The sequence below is a fragment of the Natribacillus halophilus genome (assembly GCF_900100185.1).
In the GTDB taxonomy this organism is placed as follows: Bacteria; Bacillota; Bacilli; order Bacillales; family Marinococcaceae; genus Natribacillus; species Natribacillus halophilus.
Genome location: NZ_FNEN01000001.1, coordinates 1 through 15,240, shown reverse-complemented (window position 1 = coordinate 15,240; position 15,240 = coordinate 1). Strand labels below are relative to the sequence as shown.

At 47.8% G+C, this 15,240-nt stretch carries 16 protein-coding genes; 7 read left to right on the top strand and 9 right to left on the bottom strand.

Going from position 1 to position 15,240, the window contains the following annotated elements:
* Positions 1–7: 7 nt before the first annotated feature.
* A complete protein-coding gene (gene pepF / locus BLS58_RS00075) occupies positions 8–1,798 on the top strand; it encodes an oligoendopeptidase F (protein ID WP_090395525.1) in 1,791 nt (596 codons plus the stop codon).
* Positions 1,799–1,842: 44 nt separating this feature from the next.
* Here pepF and BLS58_RS00070 read toward each other — a convergent pair whose 3' ends face one another.
* Complete coding sequence (locus tag BLS58_RS00070) at positions 1,843–2,178, bottom strand: metal-sulfur cluster assembly factor (protein WP_090395524.1); 336 nt, start codon at positions 2,176–2,178, stop codon at positions 1,843–1,845.
* 67 nt (positions 2,179–2,245) lie between these two features.
* Here BLS58_RS00070 and BLS58_RS00065 point away from each other — a divergent pair, with 67 nt between their 5' ends.
* Complete coding sequence (locus BLS58_RS00065; RefSeq protein ID WP_090395523.1) at positions 2,246–2,878, top strand: DNA-3-methyladenine glycosylase; 633 nt, start codon at positions 2,246–2,248, stop codon at positions 2,876–2,878.
* On the opposite strand, the gene BLS58_RS00060 is transcribed toward BLS58_RS00065, so the two are convergent.
* A complete protein-coding gene (locus BLS58_RS00060; protein WP_090395522.1) occupies positions 2,859–4,028 on the bottom strand; it encodes an aminotransferase A in 1,170 nt (389 codons plus the stop codon). The genes BLS58_RS00065 and BLS58_RS00060 overlap by 20 nt on opposite strands.
* A gap of 128 nt (positions 4,029–4,156) precedes the next feature.
* Here BLS58_RS00060 and BLS58_RS00055 point away from each other — a divergent pair, with 128 nt between their 5' ends.
* The 4 genes from BLS58_RS00055 (at position 4,157) to BLS58_RS18115 (ending at position 7,414) form a co-directional block, all read left to right on the top strand.
* Entirely contained in the window at positions 4,157–4,345 is a 189-nt protein-coding gene (locus BLS58_RS00055) for a hypothetical protein (protein ID WP_090395521.1), read from the top strand.
* 122 nt (positions 4,346–4,467) lie between these two features.
* On the top strand, positions 4,468–6,159 hold the full coding sequence (locus tag BLS58_RS00050; RefSeq protein ID WP_090395520.1) for a BCCT family transporter: 1,692 nt from the start codon (positions 4,468–4,470) through the stop codon (positions 6,157–6,159).
* 101 nt (positions 6,160–6,260) lie between these two features.
* The gene (locus BLS58_RS00045) at positions 6,261–7,166 is read left to right on the top strand and encodes a polysaccharide deacetylase family protein (protein WP_176764515.1); all 906 of its coding nucleotides are present in this window, start codon (positions 6,261–6,263) and stop codon (positions 7,164–7,166) included.
* Positions 7,167–7,291: 125 nt separating this feature from the next.
* Entirely contained in the window at positions 7,292–7,414 is a 123-nt protein-coding gene (locus BLS58_RS18115) for a hypothetical protein (RefSeq protein ID WP_281240980.1), read from the top strand.
* An 84-nt stretch (positions 7,415–7,498) separates the two neighbouring features.
* Here BLS58_RS18115 and BLS58_RS00040 read toward each other — a convergent pair whose 3' ends face one another.
* The 7 genes from BLS58_RS00040 to BLS58_RS00010 form a co-directional block, all read right to left on the bottom strand.
* A complete protein-coding gene (locus tag BLS58_RS00040) occupies positions 7,499–9,121 on the bottom strand; it encodes a catalase (protein ID WP_090395518.1) in 1,623 nt (540 codons plus the stop codon).
* A gap of 97 nt (positions 9,122–9,218) precedes the next feature.
* Positions 9,219–9,995 (bottom strand): ABC transporter permease, encoded by a 777-nt coding sequence (locus tag BLS58_RS00035; RefSeq protein WP_090395517.1) that lies wholly within the window; start codon positions 9,993–9,995, stop codon positions 9,219–9,221.
* A 3-nt stretch (positions 9,996–9,998) separates the two neighbouring features.
* A complete protein-coding gene (locus tag BLS58_RS00030) occupies positions 9,999–10,718 on the bottom strand; it encodes an ABC transporter ATP-binding protein (protein ID WP_245722996.1) in 720 nt (239 codons plus the stop codon).
* A complete protein-coding gene (locus BLS58_RS00025; RefSeq protein WP_090395516.1) occupies positions 10,718–11,017 on the bottom strand; it encodes an AzlD domain-containing protein in 300 nt (99 codons plus the stop codon). Before BLS58_RS00025 ends, BLS58_RS00030 begins: the two co-directional genes overlap by 1 nt.
* A complete protein-coding gene (locus BLS58_RS00020; RefSeq protein WP_090395515.1) occupies positions 11,014–11,745 on the bottom strand; it encodes an AzlC family ABC transporter permease in 732 nt (243 codons plus the stop codon). Before BLS58_RS00020 ends, BLS58_RS00025 begins: the two co-directional genes overlap by 4 nt.
* Before the next feature lie 18 nt (positions 11,746–11,763).
* Entirely contained in the window at positions 11,764–12,324 is a 561-nt protein-coding gene (locus BLS58_RS00015; protein ID WP_090395514.1) for a helix-turn-helix domain-containing protein, read from the bottom strand.
* Between the two features lie 399 nt (positions 12,325–12,723).
* Positions 12,724–14,082 carry a D-serine ammonia-lyase gene (locus BLS58_RS00010; protein ID WP_090395513.1) on the bottom strand — a complete coding sequence of 453 codons (1,359 nt, stop codon included), beginning with the start codon at positions 14,080–14,082 and terminating at the stop codon, positions 12,724–12,726.
* Positions 14,083–14,269: 187 nt separating this feature from the next.
* Between BLS58_RS00010 and BLS58_RS00005 the strand changes: the two genes are divergently transcribed.
* Positions 14,270–15,133 (top strand): YitT family protein, encoded by an 864-nt coding sequence (locus BLS58_RS00005; RefSeq protein ID WP_090395512.1) that lies wholly within the window; start codon positions 14,270–14,272, stop codon positions 15,131–15,133.
* Positions 15,134–15,240 lie beyond the last annotated feature (107 nt).

The window sequence follows — 15,240 nt, the reverse complement described above, 5'->3', positions numbered from 1 at the left end:
TGTAACGATGACAACGTATGAAAAACGTCAGGATGTTCCTGAACAGGAAAAATGGGATTTGACCGACCTTTACGCATCCGAAGACGACTGGCAAAAGGACCTCGATGATGTGTTGGCTTACGCCCGCGAGCTCAAGGCATTCGATGGTCATATCAACGATGGCGCTACGCTTTTCGCCTATTTGAAAAAACAGGAAGAAATGGCGTATAAGCTCCAGCATGTCTTCGCCTATACGATGTTTTTGTCCGACATTGACACCCGTGACGCTCACGCCCAGCAGTTGAGCGCCAAAGCTTCGCAGGCAGGCGTGAAAGTCAGTGAAGCCACCGCTTTTTTTATGCCTTTTTTATTAAGCCTGGATGAAGACACTTTGCAGCAATATATACGTGAAGAAGAGAGGCTTGGCTATTTTGAAGACTCGCTTTGGAAGTCGTTCCGCTACAAGCCTTACGTCCTCGCGAAGGAACAGGAAGAGCTTCTTTCCAAGTTGGGAGAAACGCTGGGAGCACCGGCCGATACGTACAATATGCTCAACAATGCCGACATTCAATTCGGCCTTGTGACCGATGAAGATGGCAACGAGGTGCCAATGACACGGGGAATGTATTCGAAGCGGATCGAGGATGAAGATCGTGAAGTGCGCAGGGAAGCATACAAAGCTTATTATAAACCTTACGTTGAATTAAATAATACGATCGCCACCAATTTGGCAGCTGAAATTAAAACGAATACGACACTGGCAAAGATCCGCGGCCATGACTCCGCCCGTAGCCAGTCCCTATTTGGCGATAATATCCCCGTGAACGTGTATGACCATTTGCTCGCCGCCGCGAAAGCGAATATTCAGCCTCTCCACGACTACACGACGATAAGAAAAGAAAAACTGGGCGTCGAGGAACTAAGGCAATATGATTTAAACGTCCCTCTCGTTCCCGACATGAAAGTGGATATCACGTATGATGAAGCCTACGATACGATGCTGGAAGCTTTGGCCCCTCTCGGTGATGATTATATAAACGTGCTTCGTGAATTTCGGGACAAACGTTACATCGACGTGCGCGAAACAGCCGGGAAAAAATCGGGCGCCTACAATATGGGCGTTTACGGGGTACACCCTTTCGTGCTCCTTAATTACCATGATGACTTGAGCAGCCAGTTTACCCTCGTCCATGAAATGGGCCACGCGATGCACAGCTACTACTCGAACAAACACCAGCCGCAGATCACCGCCAATTACCGCATTTTCGTGGCTGAAGTGGCTTCCACCGTCAATGAAGTCCTGCTCATTCAACATTTGCTCAAGAAAAATGCCGATCAACCCGACATGCGTAAGTATCTGCTTAATCACTTTATCGAACAATTTAAAGGCACATTTTTCACCCAGGTGATGTTTGCCGATTTCGAAAAACAGACCCATGAACGGGCGGAAGCCGAAGAACCCCTGGACGCCAACAGCTTAAACGAATTGTATGAATCACTCTTTCGCGCCTATCATGGCCCGGAACTCGTCTTTGATGATGAAGTCAAATACGGCTGGTCGCGCATCCCCCATTTCTATCGGGCGTTTTATGTGTATCAGTACGCAACCGGTTTTGTTTCAGCCATTGATATTGCCATGCGCATTCTTGACGGTGATCAGGAAACGGTTGACAATTACCTCGCCTTTTTGCGTAGCGGAAGCGAAGATTTCCCCCTTGAGCTCCTGAAAAAAACCGGCGTCGACTTGACGACCCCCGGCCCGGTTGAAAATGCCATGAAAATGTTCAGCGACACCGTAGCGGAATTCAAGCAGGTTTAATGCAAAAAACGGTTGAAGGGGAGAAAACCTTCAACCGTTTTTCATTAATCGGCAACGCCGAGTGCGATTTTAGCATAACGTGACATTTTATCTTTGCCCCAGGGTGGATCCCAGACGATATTCGCTTCCACTTCGCCGATTTCATTGGCTTCCTGCAAATCCCATAAGGCCATTTTGATTTCCGACTGGATCATGCCGGCAAGTGGGCAGCCCATCGAGGTTAACGTCATGGTCACGGCAACATTATTGTCATCATCCAGATCGACCCCGTATACTAGACCGAGATTCACAATATCCACACCGAGTTCAGGGTCAATAACATTTTCAAGCTCGGCCCATACCCGTTCCTTTGTTTCTTCAATCTCTTGTGCTTCTGCCAATACAATCACCCCTTTTACTCAAATTGTACTTGAATCAAACCTTATATACAATCAGGAGGACCCAATCATGCAAAAATTGTCCCGTGCCTTTTTTCAACAGCCAACCCTGAAGGTTGCCGAAGCCCTCATTGGCAAGCAGCTTATCAAACAGCATGACGGCGAAACCATCGTTGGCAAAATCGTTGAGACAGAGGCCTATATCGGCCCCGAAGACCGTGCTGCCCATACTTATGGAGGCCGACGAACGAAAAGAAATGAAACGATGTTCGGCGAGGCGGGGCATGCTTATGTGTATATCATTTATGGCATTCACCATTGTATCAACTGTGTCACCGTCGGTCCAAATGCCCCCGAAGGGGTCCTCCTGCGAGCGGTCGAACCGATCGCGGGGCTGGAATCGATGGCTCAACGTCGATTTCAACGCTCCTATGAAATGTTAACAACTGCCCAGCGACGCCAATTAACTAACGGACCTGGTAAACTCGGGCAAGCCTTTGGGATAACGCGAGATAAGTATAACGGACACGACCTGCAGAGCGAATCACTTTATATTAGCGATGGGGACGACGCTGCAATCAGTGTCGCCACTTCTCCCCGTGTCGGTATTGATGCCAGCGGTGAAGCGAAACACTATCCCTGGCGCTTTTTTGCAAAAGATCACGCCTATGTTTCCAAACGGCCTAAGGCAAAAGCCGACTAACGAAGCGTTCCAGACGATCACAAGCTTCTGCGAGATTCTCCATACTATACGCGTATGAAAGGCGCACATAGCCTTCACCGTATCGTGAGAACGCGGTACCGGGAACGACGGCAAGTTTTTCTTCTGCGAGCAGCCGTTCGGCAAATGCATAGGAATCGAGACCGGTTTTCTGAATCGAAGGGAACAGGTAAAAGGCCCCTTCAGGTTTCGATACCGGGAGTTTCATCTGATGCAGGCGCTCTTGCATATAATTTCGCCGTTTTTCATATTCTACCCGCATCGGTTCTGCATCATTTTTTCCTGCTGTCAATGCCGCAAGCGCAGCATGCTGCGAGATGGAACTGGCACAGGAAATATTGTAGCTGTGCACCTTCAGCATCTGTGTGATCAGCTCAGCGGGCGCAAACGCGAAACCAATCCGCCATCCTGTCATGCTGTGGGATTTTGACAAACCATTGATGACAATCGTTCGCTCTTTCATCCCCGGAAACATCGCGATCGACTGATGCGTATGATCATAGACGAGTTCACTATAGATTTCATCACTGACGATAAAAATATTTTCCTCCCGCAGGATAGAGGCTAAATCCATTAATTCCGTCTCGGTGAGCGTCTGCCCGGTCGGATTGGATGGGTATGACAGAAAGAGCGCGCGCGTTCGCGACGTCATCGCTGCCTGCACGGCTTCTTTTGTAAGTTTGAAATTCGTTTTGCTCGTATCGATGTAAACCGGAGTGGCCCCACTCAAGCGAATGAGCGGCTCATACGCCGGATAGGCGGGCACAGGCAAAAGCACTTCATCGCCGCGCGTCAGAATGGTACGCACTGTCATGTCGAGGGCCTGGCTAGCACCAACGGTAGTGATGACCTCGCTTGTGGGGTCATAACCTAATCCATATTTTTCGCGCAGGAATTCGGTGGCAGCCACTTGCAGTTCCGGAAGGCCACCATTATTGGTGTAACTCGTTTGATCTCTATCGATAGCGTCTTTCGCGGCATCTTTCACATGAACCGGCGTGGGAAAATCCGGTTGCCCGAGCGTCAGTTGAACCGCCCCTTCTACTTTTGCCACTTTATCAAAAAATTGTCGGATGCCGGAACGTTGGATGTTCAACACATCTTCATTGATCATTGCAGCAACTTGATCCATATTTTGCTCATCACCCTTCTTTTCACAGCTAACGGTATCACATCTCGTCGTGAAAAAAAATGGATGATAATATAGCATCTTCGCTTATGGTTCGTTACAATAATAAATATGGAAAAGAGGTGATGGGCATGGCCAGACCGGATGAACGTGTATTAATGACAATCGATGGCTATCAATTTAAAAAAGCACGCAGCCAAGGTCAAGTATTTATTACATCTCCGCAAGGTGTGAATATCACCTTGGATGTTCACGTTCTGAAAGAATTTATCCACCAACTGGAAAATGACGAAACAACCGCCAAACAATTCGAGCTCTAGATCTGTCTCGAATTGTTTTTTGTTTGTTAACGGAAAAAGTAGGGTAACATGACACATATACTGTTATGCTCTCGAAGAAAGGGGGATTGTAAAGGCTCTATACCTGGAGCCTTTAACCCGATATGGCAAAGCATTATACATACGAGATGAAACGTCCGAATATCGTCTTTGCGATTTCAGCTGTTTTAGTGCTGGCTTTCGTATTATGGGGAGCTCTGAACACCCCGTCTTTGGAACAAATCGCTAATATTGCACTGGACTTTACCATTGAAAACTTCGGCTGGTTTTACATGATTGCCACAGCTTTCTTTGTTGCTTTTTCTATTTTTGTTGTCTTCAGTCCGTTTGGAAAGATTCGGCTCGGAAAAGAAGATGACCGCCCCGAATACCCATTTTATACATGGATCGGTATGATCTTCGCCGCCGGCATAGGTGTAGGCTTTGTTTTTTGGGGGGTTGCCGAGCCGGTTACCTATTACCTGGATCCGCCTGAAGGTATTACGCCGGAAACAGCAGCTGCTGCCGAAGCAGGTATTCGCTATGGATCATTTCATTGGTCCCTGCATGTATGGGCGATCTTTGGCGTTGTCGGCTTAACGCTTGCCTATGTACAGTTTCGAAAAGATAAACCGGCGCTGATCAGTTCCGCTTTCGCCTCTTATTTTGGAACCCAAATGGAAAGGTGGCCGGGAAAAGCGATTGACACGTTCGCTGTGTTGTCGACAGCGATGGGGGTTGCGACCACGTTTGGTTTAAGCGCCATGCAAATGTCCGGGGGCCTCTCTTATATTTCGGGCATCCCGAATAATTTCTTGACTCAATTCTCAATTATTGCCACCATTACCCTTTTATTTATCATTTCGACAGCTTCCGGCGTCAACCGGGGGATTAAATATTTGAGTAATATCAATTTGGTCCTCGCTGCCCTCTTGCTCGTGTTTATCATCGTTGCCGGACCGACGATCCAGATTGCTGAAAGCTTCCTGACAACTCTTGGCGGTTATCTGTCCAACATTGTACCGATGAGTCTGGAATTAGCCCCGTATTCGGCTGATGAAAGTGACTGGCTCGGTGCAAACACGATCTTTTTCTGGGCGTGGCACATGTCCTGGGCCCCGTTTATCGGCTTATTTATCGCGAGGATATCCCGCGGCCGCACCGTTCGTGAATATTTGATAGGGGTACTGCTGCTGCCGTCATTAGTCGGGGTTATTTGGTTCGTAGCGTTTGGAAGTAACGGTCTTTACCAGGAAATTGTCATGGGCACCGGCATTTCCGAATTGGTAACCGCGAATGAAGAAATCGCACTGTTCGAAGTGCTTTCCAATATGCCAATGTCATTGATCATGAGCATCCTCGCCTTTGTGTTAATCGGGATTTTCTTCATTACATCAGCGGATTCAGCTTCCTATGTACTTGGCGTAATGACCTCTCAAGGCGGGCTTAAACCAATGCTCTCCATTAAAATTATTTGGGGATTTTTGATCGCCGGCACAGCAAGCGTCCTGCTCTTAACCGGTGGCCTGGAAGGATTACAGACCGCCGCTATTGTATCTGCACTCCCCTTCGGAGTGATTATGGTTTCGATGGTCATCGTCGTCCTTCTCATGATGATGAATGATCACAAAATCGAAAAAAGAAAACAAAACGAAGCACGAACAGCAGAGCTAAAAGAAAATATCCGTGAAGAAATGTATGATGAAATGAAAGAAGAAGTCTATGACCAAGTCAAAGAAGATGTACACAGGCAAATACAGGAGGAAATCCAAGAGGAAAGAAACGAACAAAACAATCATGACGATCAACGTTCATAATGAAAATGAGCGGCGTAATACTACGCTGCTCATTTTCGTTCTCACCGAATAATTTTACTACAAATACAAACCCTAGGGTACGTAACTATGGAGGTGGCACGATGAGAAAAAAACTACCGATGTTTTTTCTGACACAGCTATTGTTGACGGACTTGGTCGTAGGTTGTAATAATGTAGCGGAAGATCCGGGGACCACTGGTGATGAAGGGCAGGGACCAGCTGAGGATACAGAAGAACCGAGTCCTGAAGAATATCCCCTGGATGAAGATGAGATCAACACCGTACAGTATGATACGACGCCTGAAATGCAAGGAGGCTCGGAAAGGGACGTACGCGATCCCAATCCGGTCAGCAATGTTGAATTGCACAATACATTTCCCGATATTGTAACTCTACAAGGTCCATCGGAAGAAAGAAACGTGGCTTTGACTTTTGATGACGGTCCCGACGACGTCGTTACTCCGGCTGTCCTGGATAAATTGAATGAATACGATATTGAAGCAACTTTTTTCCTGATTGGTGAACGCGTCGAAGCTCACCCCGAAGTCGTTGAGCGCATTCTTGATGAAGGACATGTCGTAGCTAACCATAGCTGGAATCACCCCGAATTTCCTGAGATTTCCTATGAAGATGCTGAACAACAAATCAATCGTACCGAAACCGCTCTCCAGGATGTTACTGGGGAAGAAGTGCGGTTGTTTCGTCCCCCATATGGAGCACAGACTGAAGATCATGTTCAGATTATGGATGAATTGGATTACTCGAACATCATTTGGTCCCAGGATTCTTTAGATTGGAAAGATCTCGAGGTGGAGGAAGTTGCCGATAACATTCTCAGCGATATTTCCTACGGGGCGATCGTGTTACAGCATAGCGCCGGTCTTGAAGGCGATGAGGGGTTAATGGTAACGGTAGATGCCCTGGATAAGGTCATTCCGGCTTTACAGGAAGATGACGTGGAATTTGTCACGGTTGATGAATTGTTGGACATTCCTGCTTATAGGTAATCATTACACGGCACTCCTTTTATGGTGGTGTCGTGTTTTTTTATTATATTACGGTACGTGAAATTTTATTTTTACCAGCGACCTCTAAAATTTATCGACGATCCACCTTTAGGTGCATGTTATCGATGGATCACGCTGATAAATTCGAAATGATGAATCGTTTTAACAGCGACATTTTAATTTTATCGGCGACCTCGTCCATTTATCAGCGAAATCTCGGTTTTATCGGCGATCTCCGTTTATTATAACACTTGGATTTTTTCTCCGTTCCTTATAATAATACACGCAAAAGCGGGCAGAGAATACTCCTCTTGCCCGCTTCATTCCCCCAATTAATACGGGTCGGATACATCACCCATGCGTTCGGCATCGAGGACGGCATCTTCTTGTTTTTCATTCACCGATGAGTGTGCATGTTCAATGCCTTCCTGCAGGCGCCGGCCATATTCCGAATCACCTTCTGACATATGCTTGATCATTTGCTTTTGAATGGATTCGTCCGCATCGGCGAGCGCCGTAGACAGGTTGGCAATCAAATCGCTCTTTTCCCGTTCATTAAACCGCCGCCACGTTTCTCCGGCTTGTCCAAAATGATTTTTCCGATCGATCGCCTCTTTTTTAACTTCTCCGCTTACATGCGGTTCATGAGGTTCTCTTTTCTGTTTGGCTTCTTTTAGTCCCCCCATCATCGAAGGTTCATAATTAATATGAGGGTCATTCCCGGGGGGATTATCAACGTGATATGTCATTTGCCCATCCCGTTGATTCGTACCGAGGTGCTTCTTTGGCGCATTGATAGGAAGCTGCAGATAGTTCGGTCCCACCCGGTATCTCTGCGTGTCCGAATAGGAAAAGGTGCGCCCTTGCAACATTTTGTCATCGGAAAAATCAAGCCCATCGACGAGGACACCCGTTCCAAAAGAAGATTGCTCGACCTCGGCAAAATAATTTTCCGGATTTTTATTCAAGGTCATTTTGCCTACCTTATGCCACGGGAATTGATCTTTGTACCAGAGCTTCGTGTCATCGAGCGGATCAAAATCAAGCTCGGTATGTTCACCGTCCTCCATAATCTGGACGTACAGCTCCCATTCCGGATAATCGCCGTTTTCAATCGCTTCATACAAATCCTGGGTCGCGTGGTTAAAGTTTAACCCTTGAATATGGTCCGCTTCTTCCTGCGTCAGATTTTTAATCCCTTGCACCGGCTCCCAATGGTATTTCACCAATACTGCTTCCCCTTCATCATTGACCCATTTGTACGTGTTCACACCGGAGCCTTGCATATGCCGGTAATTGGCCGGAATCCCCCATGGCGAAAACAAAAATGTGATCATATGGGTAGACTCGGGAGAGCTGGCCATGAAATCAAAAATCCGTCTCGGATCCTGGCGATTGGTGACCGGATCCGGCTTCAGCGCGTGAATGACATCGGGAAACTTGATCGCATCGCGAATGAAAAAAATCTTTAAGTTGTTGCCGACCAAATCCCAGTTGCCGTCCTCGGTGTAAAATTTGACGGCAAACCCACGCGGGTCCCGTTGTGTTTCCGGGGAATGATTTCCGTGGATAACGGTGGAGAAGCGGACAAAAACCGGCGTTTCAACCTCTGTATTCGTAAACACCTTCGCCCTCGTGTACTTGGAAATCGGGTCCTCGCCTACTTTTCCATAGGATTGAAAATACCCGTGCGCCCCGGCACCCCGGGCATGTACGACCCGTTCAGGGATCCGCTCGCGATCAAAATGACTCATTTTTTCGAGAAACTCGTAGTTTTCCAGCGTCGTAGGGCCACGATTGCCGACGGTTGTCATATTTTGATTATCCGTGATCGGATGGCCCTGGCGATCCGTGAGCGTATCTTCTTTTTCGTTTTCCGCTTTTCGTTTGTCCAACGCATCCCCCTCTCCCGATACATTTACTCCGTATGACGGTTTTTTATCTTCGTTTTGCATGATATGATACTCTCCTTTCAAAGTGCCATAACTCCCTATAGCGTCTCCCTAAATCTTTCTCCGTATGCAAAAAAAAGCACAAGCCGAGCACCTCGTCTTATGCCTCATCATTTTTCATTTCAGCCAGCTGCATCTGTTTATTAAAAAAGAAACGGTAGAAAATAATCGTAGCCACCATCGCCGCCAATGAGACGGATGTAAAAATGCTGAGAGAGATCACGATTTGATAGCGAATCGCCTCTATGGGCGGCACGCCGCCTAAAATGAGTCCGGTCATCATCCCCGGCAATTGCACGAGACCCACCGTCTTCAGTCCGTCGACATTCGGAATCATCGCGGCTTTTACGATCTTGCGAATGAGAATCGTGGACGCTTGTTGCGGTTGTGCCCCTAGTGCGAGGGCCGCGACGATTTTTCCCCGGGATTCCCTGAACTCGCTTTTCATCCGTTCCAGCGCGAGCCCGATCGCCACCATACTGTTTCCGATCACCATGCCGCTCATCGGTATCACCTGGTCCGGCTGGAAGTCGATCATGTCAAAACCGAGCCACATCGCTAAAATCAAAAGAGCGATCCCAACGATGATGCCGAAAATAATCACGCGCACAAACGGAATGCCCTGCCCCTTTTTACTCGCGTGCAGGGATGCTACAGCGATCATAACAGCCAGCATAATGCTGATCCCGATGGGCGGGGACAGTGAAAATAAATAGGTTAGCACATAACCGATGAGAAATAGCTGCACGATACCCCGAAACGATGACCAGACAATGGACCCGCTCAACCCAAGGGCGTATATGTACGAAAGGGAAACAGGGATGAGGACGAAGAAAATGAGAAAAAACATCGATAGATTTGAAATTTCCGGTGCCATCACTCACTCCTTTAGGAAATATTGCAGTTGTTCGGTTTGTGGGTTTGCGAATAAATCGCTCGTTTTCCCTTCCTCGACGATTTTGCCTTGATCCATAAAAATCGTTCGATTCCCGAGTCTCCTTGCCTGCGCAACGTCATGGGTCACCATGAGAATGGCCTGTACGCGTTCAGGTACGATCCTTGACAAAAAATCTTCAATCAACTCGACATTCTTTAAATCAACGGCACTGGTAACCTCATCGAGGAGCAAAATGTCCGGGCGATTGGCGAGCGTCCGGGCAAAAGCGACCCGCTGCTGTTCGCCTCCGGAAAGTTCATCCACTGGACGCTGCAAATAGGACGTGGGAAGTTGCACATTTTGCAACAGTTCTTCGCCCATCTTCTCATCCCATTCATTAAATATTTTCGGCCCATACGCAAGGTTATCTTCGACCGTCCCGTCAAACAGCGAGGAAGACTGCAAAACCATACCTATCGATTTTCTGAGCGCGGGAATGTCGTAGCTGTTCACATCCTGTCCTCGGTATGTAATCGTACCTTCATCAGGGTCGTTTAAGCGGTTTAAAAGCATAAGCAAACTGCTTTTACCGGCACCGGATGAGCCGATTAACGTGATGATTTCTCCTTTTTTCACATGTAGGAAGATATTTTTTAATATGGCCGTGCTTACATTTTCCATACGAATGAGCGATTGACCCTCGTTGATAGCGACCACCTCCACTAAAACCTCTGTATAACATATACCACCGCGATCGCGGCAATAATCACGATCATAATATGACCTCTGAAATAAGCGATAACCGCCGCGACCAAACCGCCGATCACACCGACGAGCGGTGCTCCCGGTTCCACGGTGAAAATACCGGGGACGATCAAGGCGCCGAGGGCGGCATACGGAATCGCCTGCAGCCATTTATTCACCCACGCCGGAAAGTGAATGCGATCCATAATGAATACCGGCAAAACCCTCGGCAAATACGTCGCGATCGCCATGCCGACAATAATAAGTGTCACAGTCATTTGTCATCCTCCTCAAGCACCCACACACCGGTGAAACTGCCAATCACTGTCGCCAGCACGATCGCCCAGCCTTCGGACAAATACAAAGAAAAAAGCCAGCAAAGACCCGCGCTTGCCAGGGCGACGATACCTACTTTCCAGTGTGCGCGAATAGCCGGGACGAGCAACCCGATAAACAACGCATATAACGCGATCCCCATACTCGCGCTTAAAGCCGGCGGCACGACATTTCCGATCAATGCGCCGGCGATCGTGCCGATTAACCACATGCCTAAAGCGCCGGAAAACATACCTGCAAAAATCGCCGCGGACGGATGCTCTCCAAGGGTTTTGCGTTTCAGGGACGCAAGCGCGAAGCTTTCATCCGTGATCCCGTGGGCAAGCACCGCTTGCCACCGTTTCGGAATGTGTTGCAGACTACTGAAAAGAGATAGACTCATCACAAAATGACGTAGATTTAATACAAACGTCGCCAACACGATTTCGATGCCGACAGCCCCAATCGCCAACATATTCACAGCCATAAACTGGCTGGCACCGGCATAAACAAGCATCGACATCAAGACGGAGTGAAAAAAAGACATCCCTGTTTGCACAGCCAGTACGCCAAAGGAAATCGCGATCGGCAAATAGCCGAGCATCACCGGAGCGGCCAGCTTCATCCCTTGCCAGTATGCTTCTGTATACGTAGAGGCCGTTGCCGTCGTCTGTAGCTGTTCTTCTCTCATTTTGCTTCGTCCTTTTTATTAATACTCCTCTGCGTAGTACATAAGTATTTGCAGCTTTGTATCTGCATTTGTACGATTTACATAACGATGGTGAACATTGCCTGAAAATTGCATGCTCTTCTTTTCATCCAAAGTGACTGTCTCTTCCGCAATCGTGATGTCGCATTCCCCTGAAATGACCGTAATGAATTCGCGTATCCCTTCAGCATGCGGAAGGGAATGGTAGTTTGCACCGGGATGCAGGATCATCGTGTACGTCTCGAATTGAGTCTCGGGATCAAAAGGAAAAATCAGAAAAAGACGGCAGCGCCCTTCATCTTCCACCAAATCAGGGGTGTCCTTTCGTTCCACGACGGAAAGCATCTGCTCTTCTTGTTTAAGCAGAGACGAAAATGAGACATTTAACCCGGTGGCGATCCGCCAGACGGTCGTTACCGTCGGTTGCGTTTCTCCTTTTTCCATTTGCGAAAGCATTCCTTTGCTGATCCCTGTTTGTGCAGCCATTTTGTCAAAGGTCCATCCCCGTCGTTTGCGGAGCCTTTGCAAATTTTTTCCGATTTGTTCATGAATGGCGACCAAAAGAGGATCCTCCTCGTTTATGTTCGTTCATTATATTATATAATAACAAAGTATATTAAATAATAAAAGAAGGGACAACCATTTTCCCGGGGATATCGTCAAAGCCCGGGAATGCGAAAATATTTACGCCCTTCGTTTGGGGGATCACACTTCACGCCTCTGATCCCTCTCGGAGGAGCAATGCTTTCGTTTAGGGGCTCACATGGCGCCTCTGATCCTCTCGGAGGAGCAATGCTTTCGTTTGGGGGATCACATGGCGCCTCTGATCCCTCTCGGAGGAGCAATGCTTTCGTTTGGGGGATCATAAAATGGAAAAACGAAGTTTATTTCCCTAAATAAATTTTTGTACTTTGTTTGTCTTTACCCTGCCATTTTACACTGGTTATTGCCTTCTTTTATCTACTTTGGCTTTGCCATTTCATAATCCGCTCGTTTGACGTCATCCGGGACCATGCTTCCGCCTGTGCCCCAGAGCAGATGAGTGGCCTTCTGGAGTGTTCGCTCGTCGATACCTTGGTGTTCGCAATACGTCTGACCCGCGGCTGTTCCCAGCAGATTAAAAGGACCCGGAAATCCCGCAAGCGCGGAAGGCTCCAGATAAATGCTTTCGGTATCCCATAACTGCTGCAGCAGTTGATAAAGATGACCGTCATCCACCGTATACACGCCGCTTACCATCGTTTCGATGATTTTTCCAACCATGCCGGACGGTCTTCCCACCGCCAATCCATCGGCGGCCGTCCGATTGCTCAAGCCAAAATCATCGACGGCTACTTTTTCATGCATGCCGGTCAGTAAACCGAGGAACATGGCGGGCGATTCGGTCGGCTCCACGAAAAAACAATGAACCGCATCGCCAAACACTTGCTTTAATCCAAAGGTCACCCCTCCGGGCCCCCCGCCGACGCCGCATGGCAAATAGACGAGAAGCGGATGCTCCCGGTCCACTTGTATATGAGCCCTTTCCAGCTGTCTCTTGATACGTAGAGCGGAAACAGCATAGCCCATAAAGAGGTCCCGCGACCATTCATCATCGACGAAGTGCACGTGAGGGTCCTCCTCCGCTGCTTTTCGCCCTTCTGCGACCGCCTGACTGAAATCTTCATCGTATTCTACAACAGTCGCCCCTACGCTTCTCAGCTTTTCCTTTTTCCATTCCTTGGCATCGCTGGACATATGTACTTCCGCCCTAAACCCGAGTTTCGCGCCCATGATCCCGATGCTTAAACCGAGATTTCCGGTTGAACCGACGGCGACCCCGTATTGGCTGAACAAGCGCCGAGCATCCGCGCTCGCCAACCGGCGGTAATCCATATTCCCGTTAAGCATCCCATTCTCGCCAGCGAGCTGTTCCGCGAACTTCAGAACTTCATAGACACCGCCGCGAGCTTTAATGGAACCGGCAATCGGCAGATCGTGATCCGCCTTCAACCACAATTTTCCCGGCATTTCCGTGTTGTACGTTTGCGATAACGCGGATTGCATGTTTGGTACTTGTATGATGCTCGATTCGATGAGTCCATCGTCAGCCGTCGTTTCCGGAAATAGCTCTGCAATGAGGGGCTGAAAACGTCGCAATCTCGCCGCAGCTTTATTTATATCTTCCAAAGAGAACGGGCGTTGCCCAGCGTTTTCCGTCAATGATTGATATTTCGGATTTAACCAAACGACTTCTTTTGCTTTCACGATTCTCGCCAGCGCAGGATGAAGATTCATCCATTCCTCCAGGGTACGTCCGTGAATATTTTGCGTACTCATAAAAAAAAACTCCTTTTCGGAAAGGGTGTCACATTAAATGATGAGCCGATAAGGAAAAATATATGCATTCCGATAGAATAGAAAAAAAGATAGTCATGTTTTCCAGGCAACGGCGATATGTTTAATAGAGAGGGCTTGTCTACAAAAAGCTCTCTTTATTCTACGGATGTTTGCGAGGTCATTTGCCATGTTTTCAGCGAAAAGCAGGGATAGGATTGCACATTTTGCTTATCGTAGCATAATGGTCACGGTCGGGGCTATATTAACGGCGATTGCCATTCAGCTGTTTTTAATTCCCAACGCTGTCATTGACGGTGGTATCATCGGTGTTTCGCTTATATTAAATGAGCTTACCGGACTGGGTTTTGGTATTCTCGTCCTCGTCATTAATATCCCTTTTTTAATTTTCGGACTCAAACAAGTCGGGGCGACATTTTTTCTGACGTCCCTGTACGGTATTGTCGTCCTGGCGATCACAGAGCAACAGCTTCATCATTTTACTTCTTTCATTCATGAACCTTTGATTACGACATTGTTCGGAGGATTTATCCTCGGTGCGGGGATAGGTGTTGTCATTCGCTACGGCGGCGCGCTTGACGGAACAGAAATTCTCGGCATTTTACTGACAAAAAATCTCCCTTTTTCCGTCGGTGAATTCATCATGTTTATCAACATCTTTATCTTTACATGGGCCGGGTTTGTGTTCGGTTGGGAACAGGCGATGATGTCGGTCATCACCTATTTCGTGGCATCGAAAACGATCGACGCGGTCATTCAGGGAATAGATGAAACAAAAGCAGTCGTCATCGTTTCCAATAAGTATACACAACTGAGTTCCGCCGTCGTTCACCGCCTGGGGCGCTCATTAACGGTGATGGACGGCCACGGGGCGTTCACGCACAGCGACAAGGAGATCCTTTATATTGTAGTGACCCGCCTGGAAATTATGAAATTAAAAGCTATGGTGTTTGAAATCGATAAGGAAGCATTCATCACCGTTATGGACGCCCAGGAAGTTCACGGCGGAAAATTCCAAAGCGGTCTTCATTAGCAGTGAATAAAGTAAAGAAAACTTGGCTTATCGCCAAGCCTGGCGAAAGCCTTAGTTGCACTTATGCAGGATAAGAAAGTGGTTTATACTTTCTTACCTGCTAAAAA

Bases quoted from the DNA above. Each gene is read 5' to 3' on its own strand.
- pepF (WP_090395525.1), top strand. From the start codon at position 8: ATGACAACGTATGAAAAACGTCAGGATGTTCCTGAACAGGAAAAATGG.
- BLS58_RS00065 (WP_090395523.1), top strand. From the start codon at position 2,246: ATGCAAAAATTGTCCCGTGCCTTTTTTCAACAGCCAACCCTGAAGGTT.
- BLS58_RS00060 (WP_090395522.1), bottom strand. From the start codon at position 4,028: ATGGATCAAGTTGCTGCAATGATCAATGAAGATGTGTTGAACATCCAA.
- BLS58_RS00055 (WP_090395521.1), top strand. From the start codon at position 4,157: ATGGCCAGACCGGATGAACGTGTATTAATGACAATCGATGGCTATCAA.
- BLS58_RS00050 (WP_090395520.1), top strand. From the start codon at position 4,468: ATGGCAAAGCATTATACATACGAGATGAAACGTCCGAATATCGTCTTT.
- BLS58_RS00045 (WP_176764515.1), top strand. From the start codon at position 6,261: ATGAGAAAAAAACTACCGATGTTTTTTCTGACACAGCTATTGTTGACG.
- BLS58_RS18115 (WP_281240980.1), top strand. From the start codon at position 7,292: ATGGATCACGCTGATAAATTCGAAATGATGAATCGTTTTAACAGCGAC.
- BLS58_RS00040 (WP_090395518.1), bottom strand. From the start codon at position 9,121: ATGCAAAACGAAGATAAAAAACCGTCATACGGAGTAAATGTATCGGGA.
- BLS58_RS00035 (WP_090395517.1), bottom strand. From the start codon at position 9,995: ATGGCACCGGAAATTTCAAATCTATCGATGTTTTTTCTCATTTTCTTC.
- BLS58_RS00025 (WP_090395516.1), bottom strand. From the start codon at position 11,017: ATGACTGTGACACTTATTATTGTCGGCATGGCGATCGCGACGTATTTG.
- BLS58_RS00020 (WP_090395515.1), bottom strand. From the start codon at position 11,745: ATGAGAGAAGAACAGCTACAGACGACGGCAACGGCCTCTACGTATACA.
- BLS58_RS00010 (WP_090395513.1), bottom strand. From the start codon at position 14,082: ATGAGTACGCAAAATATTCACGGACGTACCCTGGAGGAATGGATGAAT.
- BLS58_RS00005 (WP_090395512.1), top strand. From the start codon at position 14,270: ATGTTTTCAGCGAAAAGCAGGGATAGGATTGCACATTTTGCTTATCGT.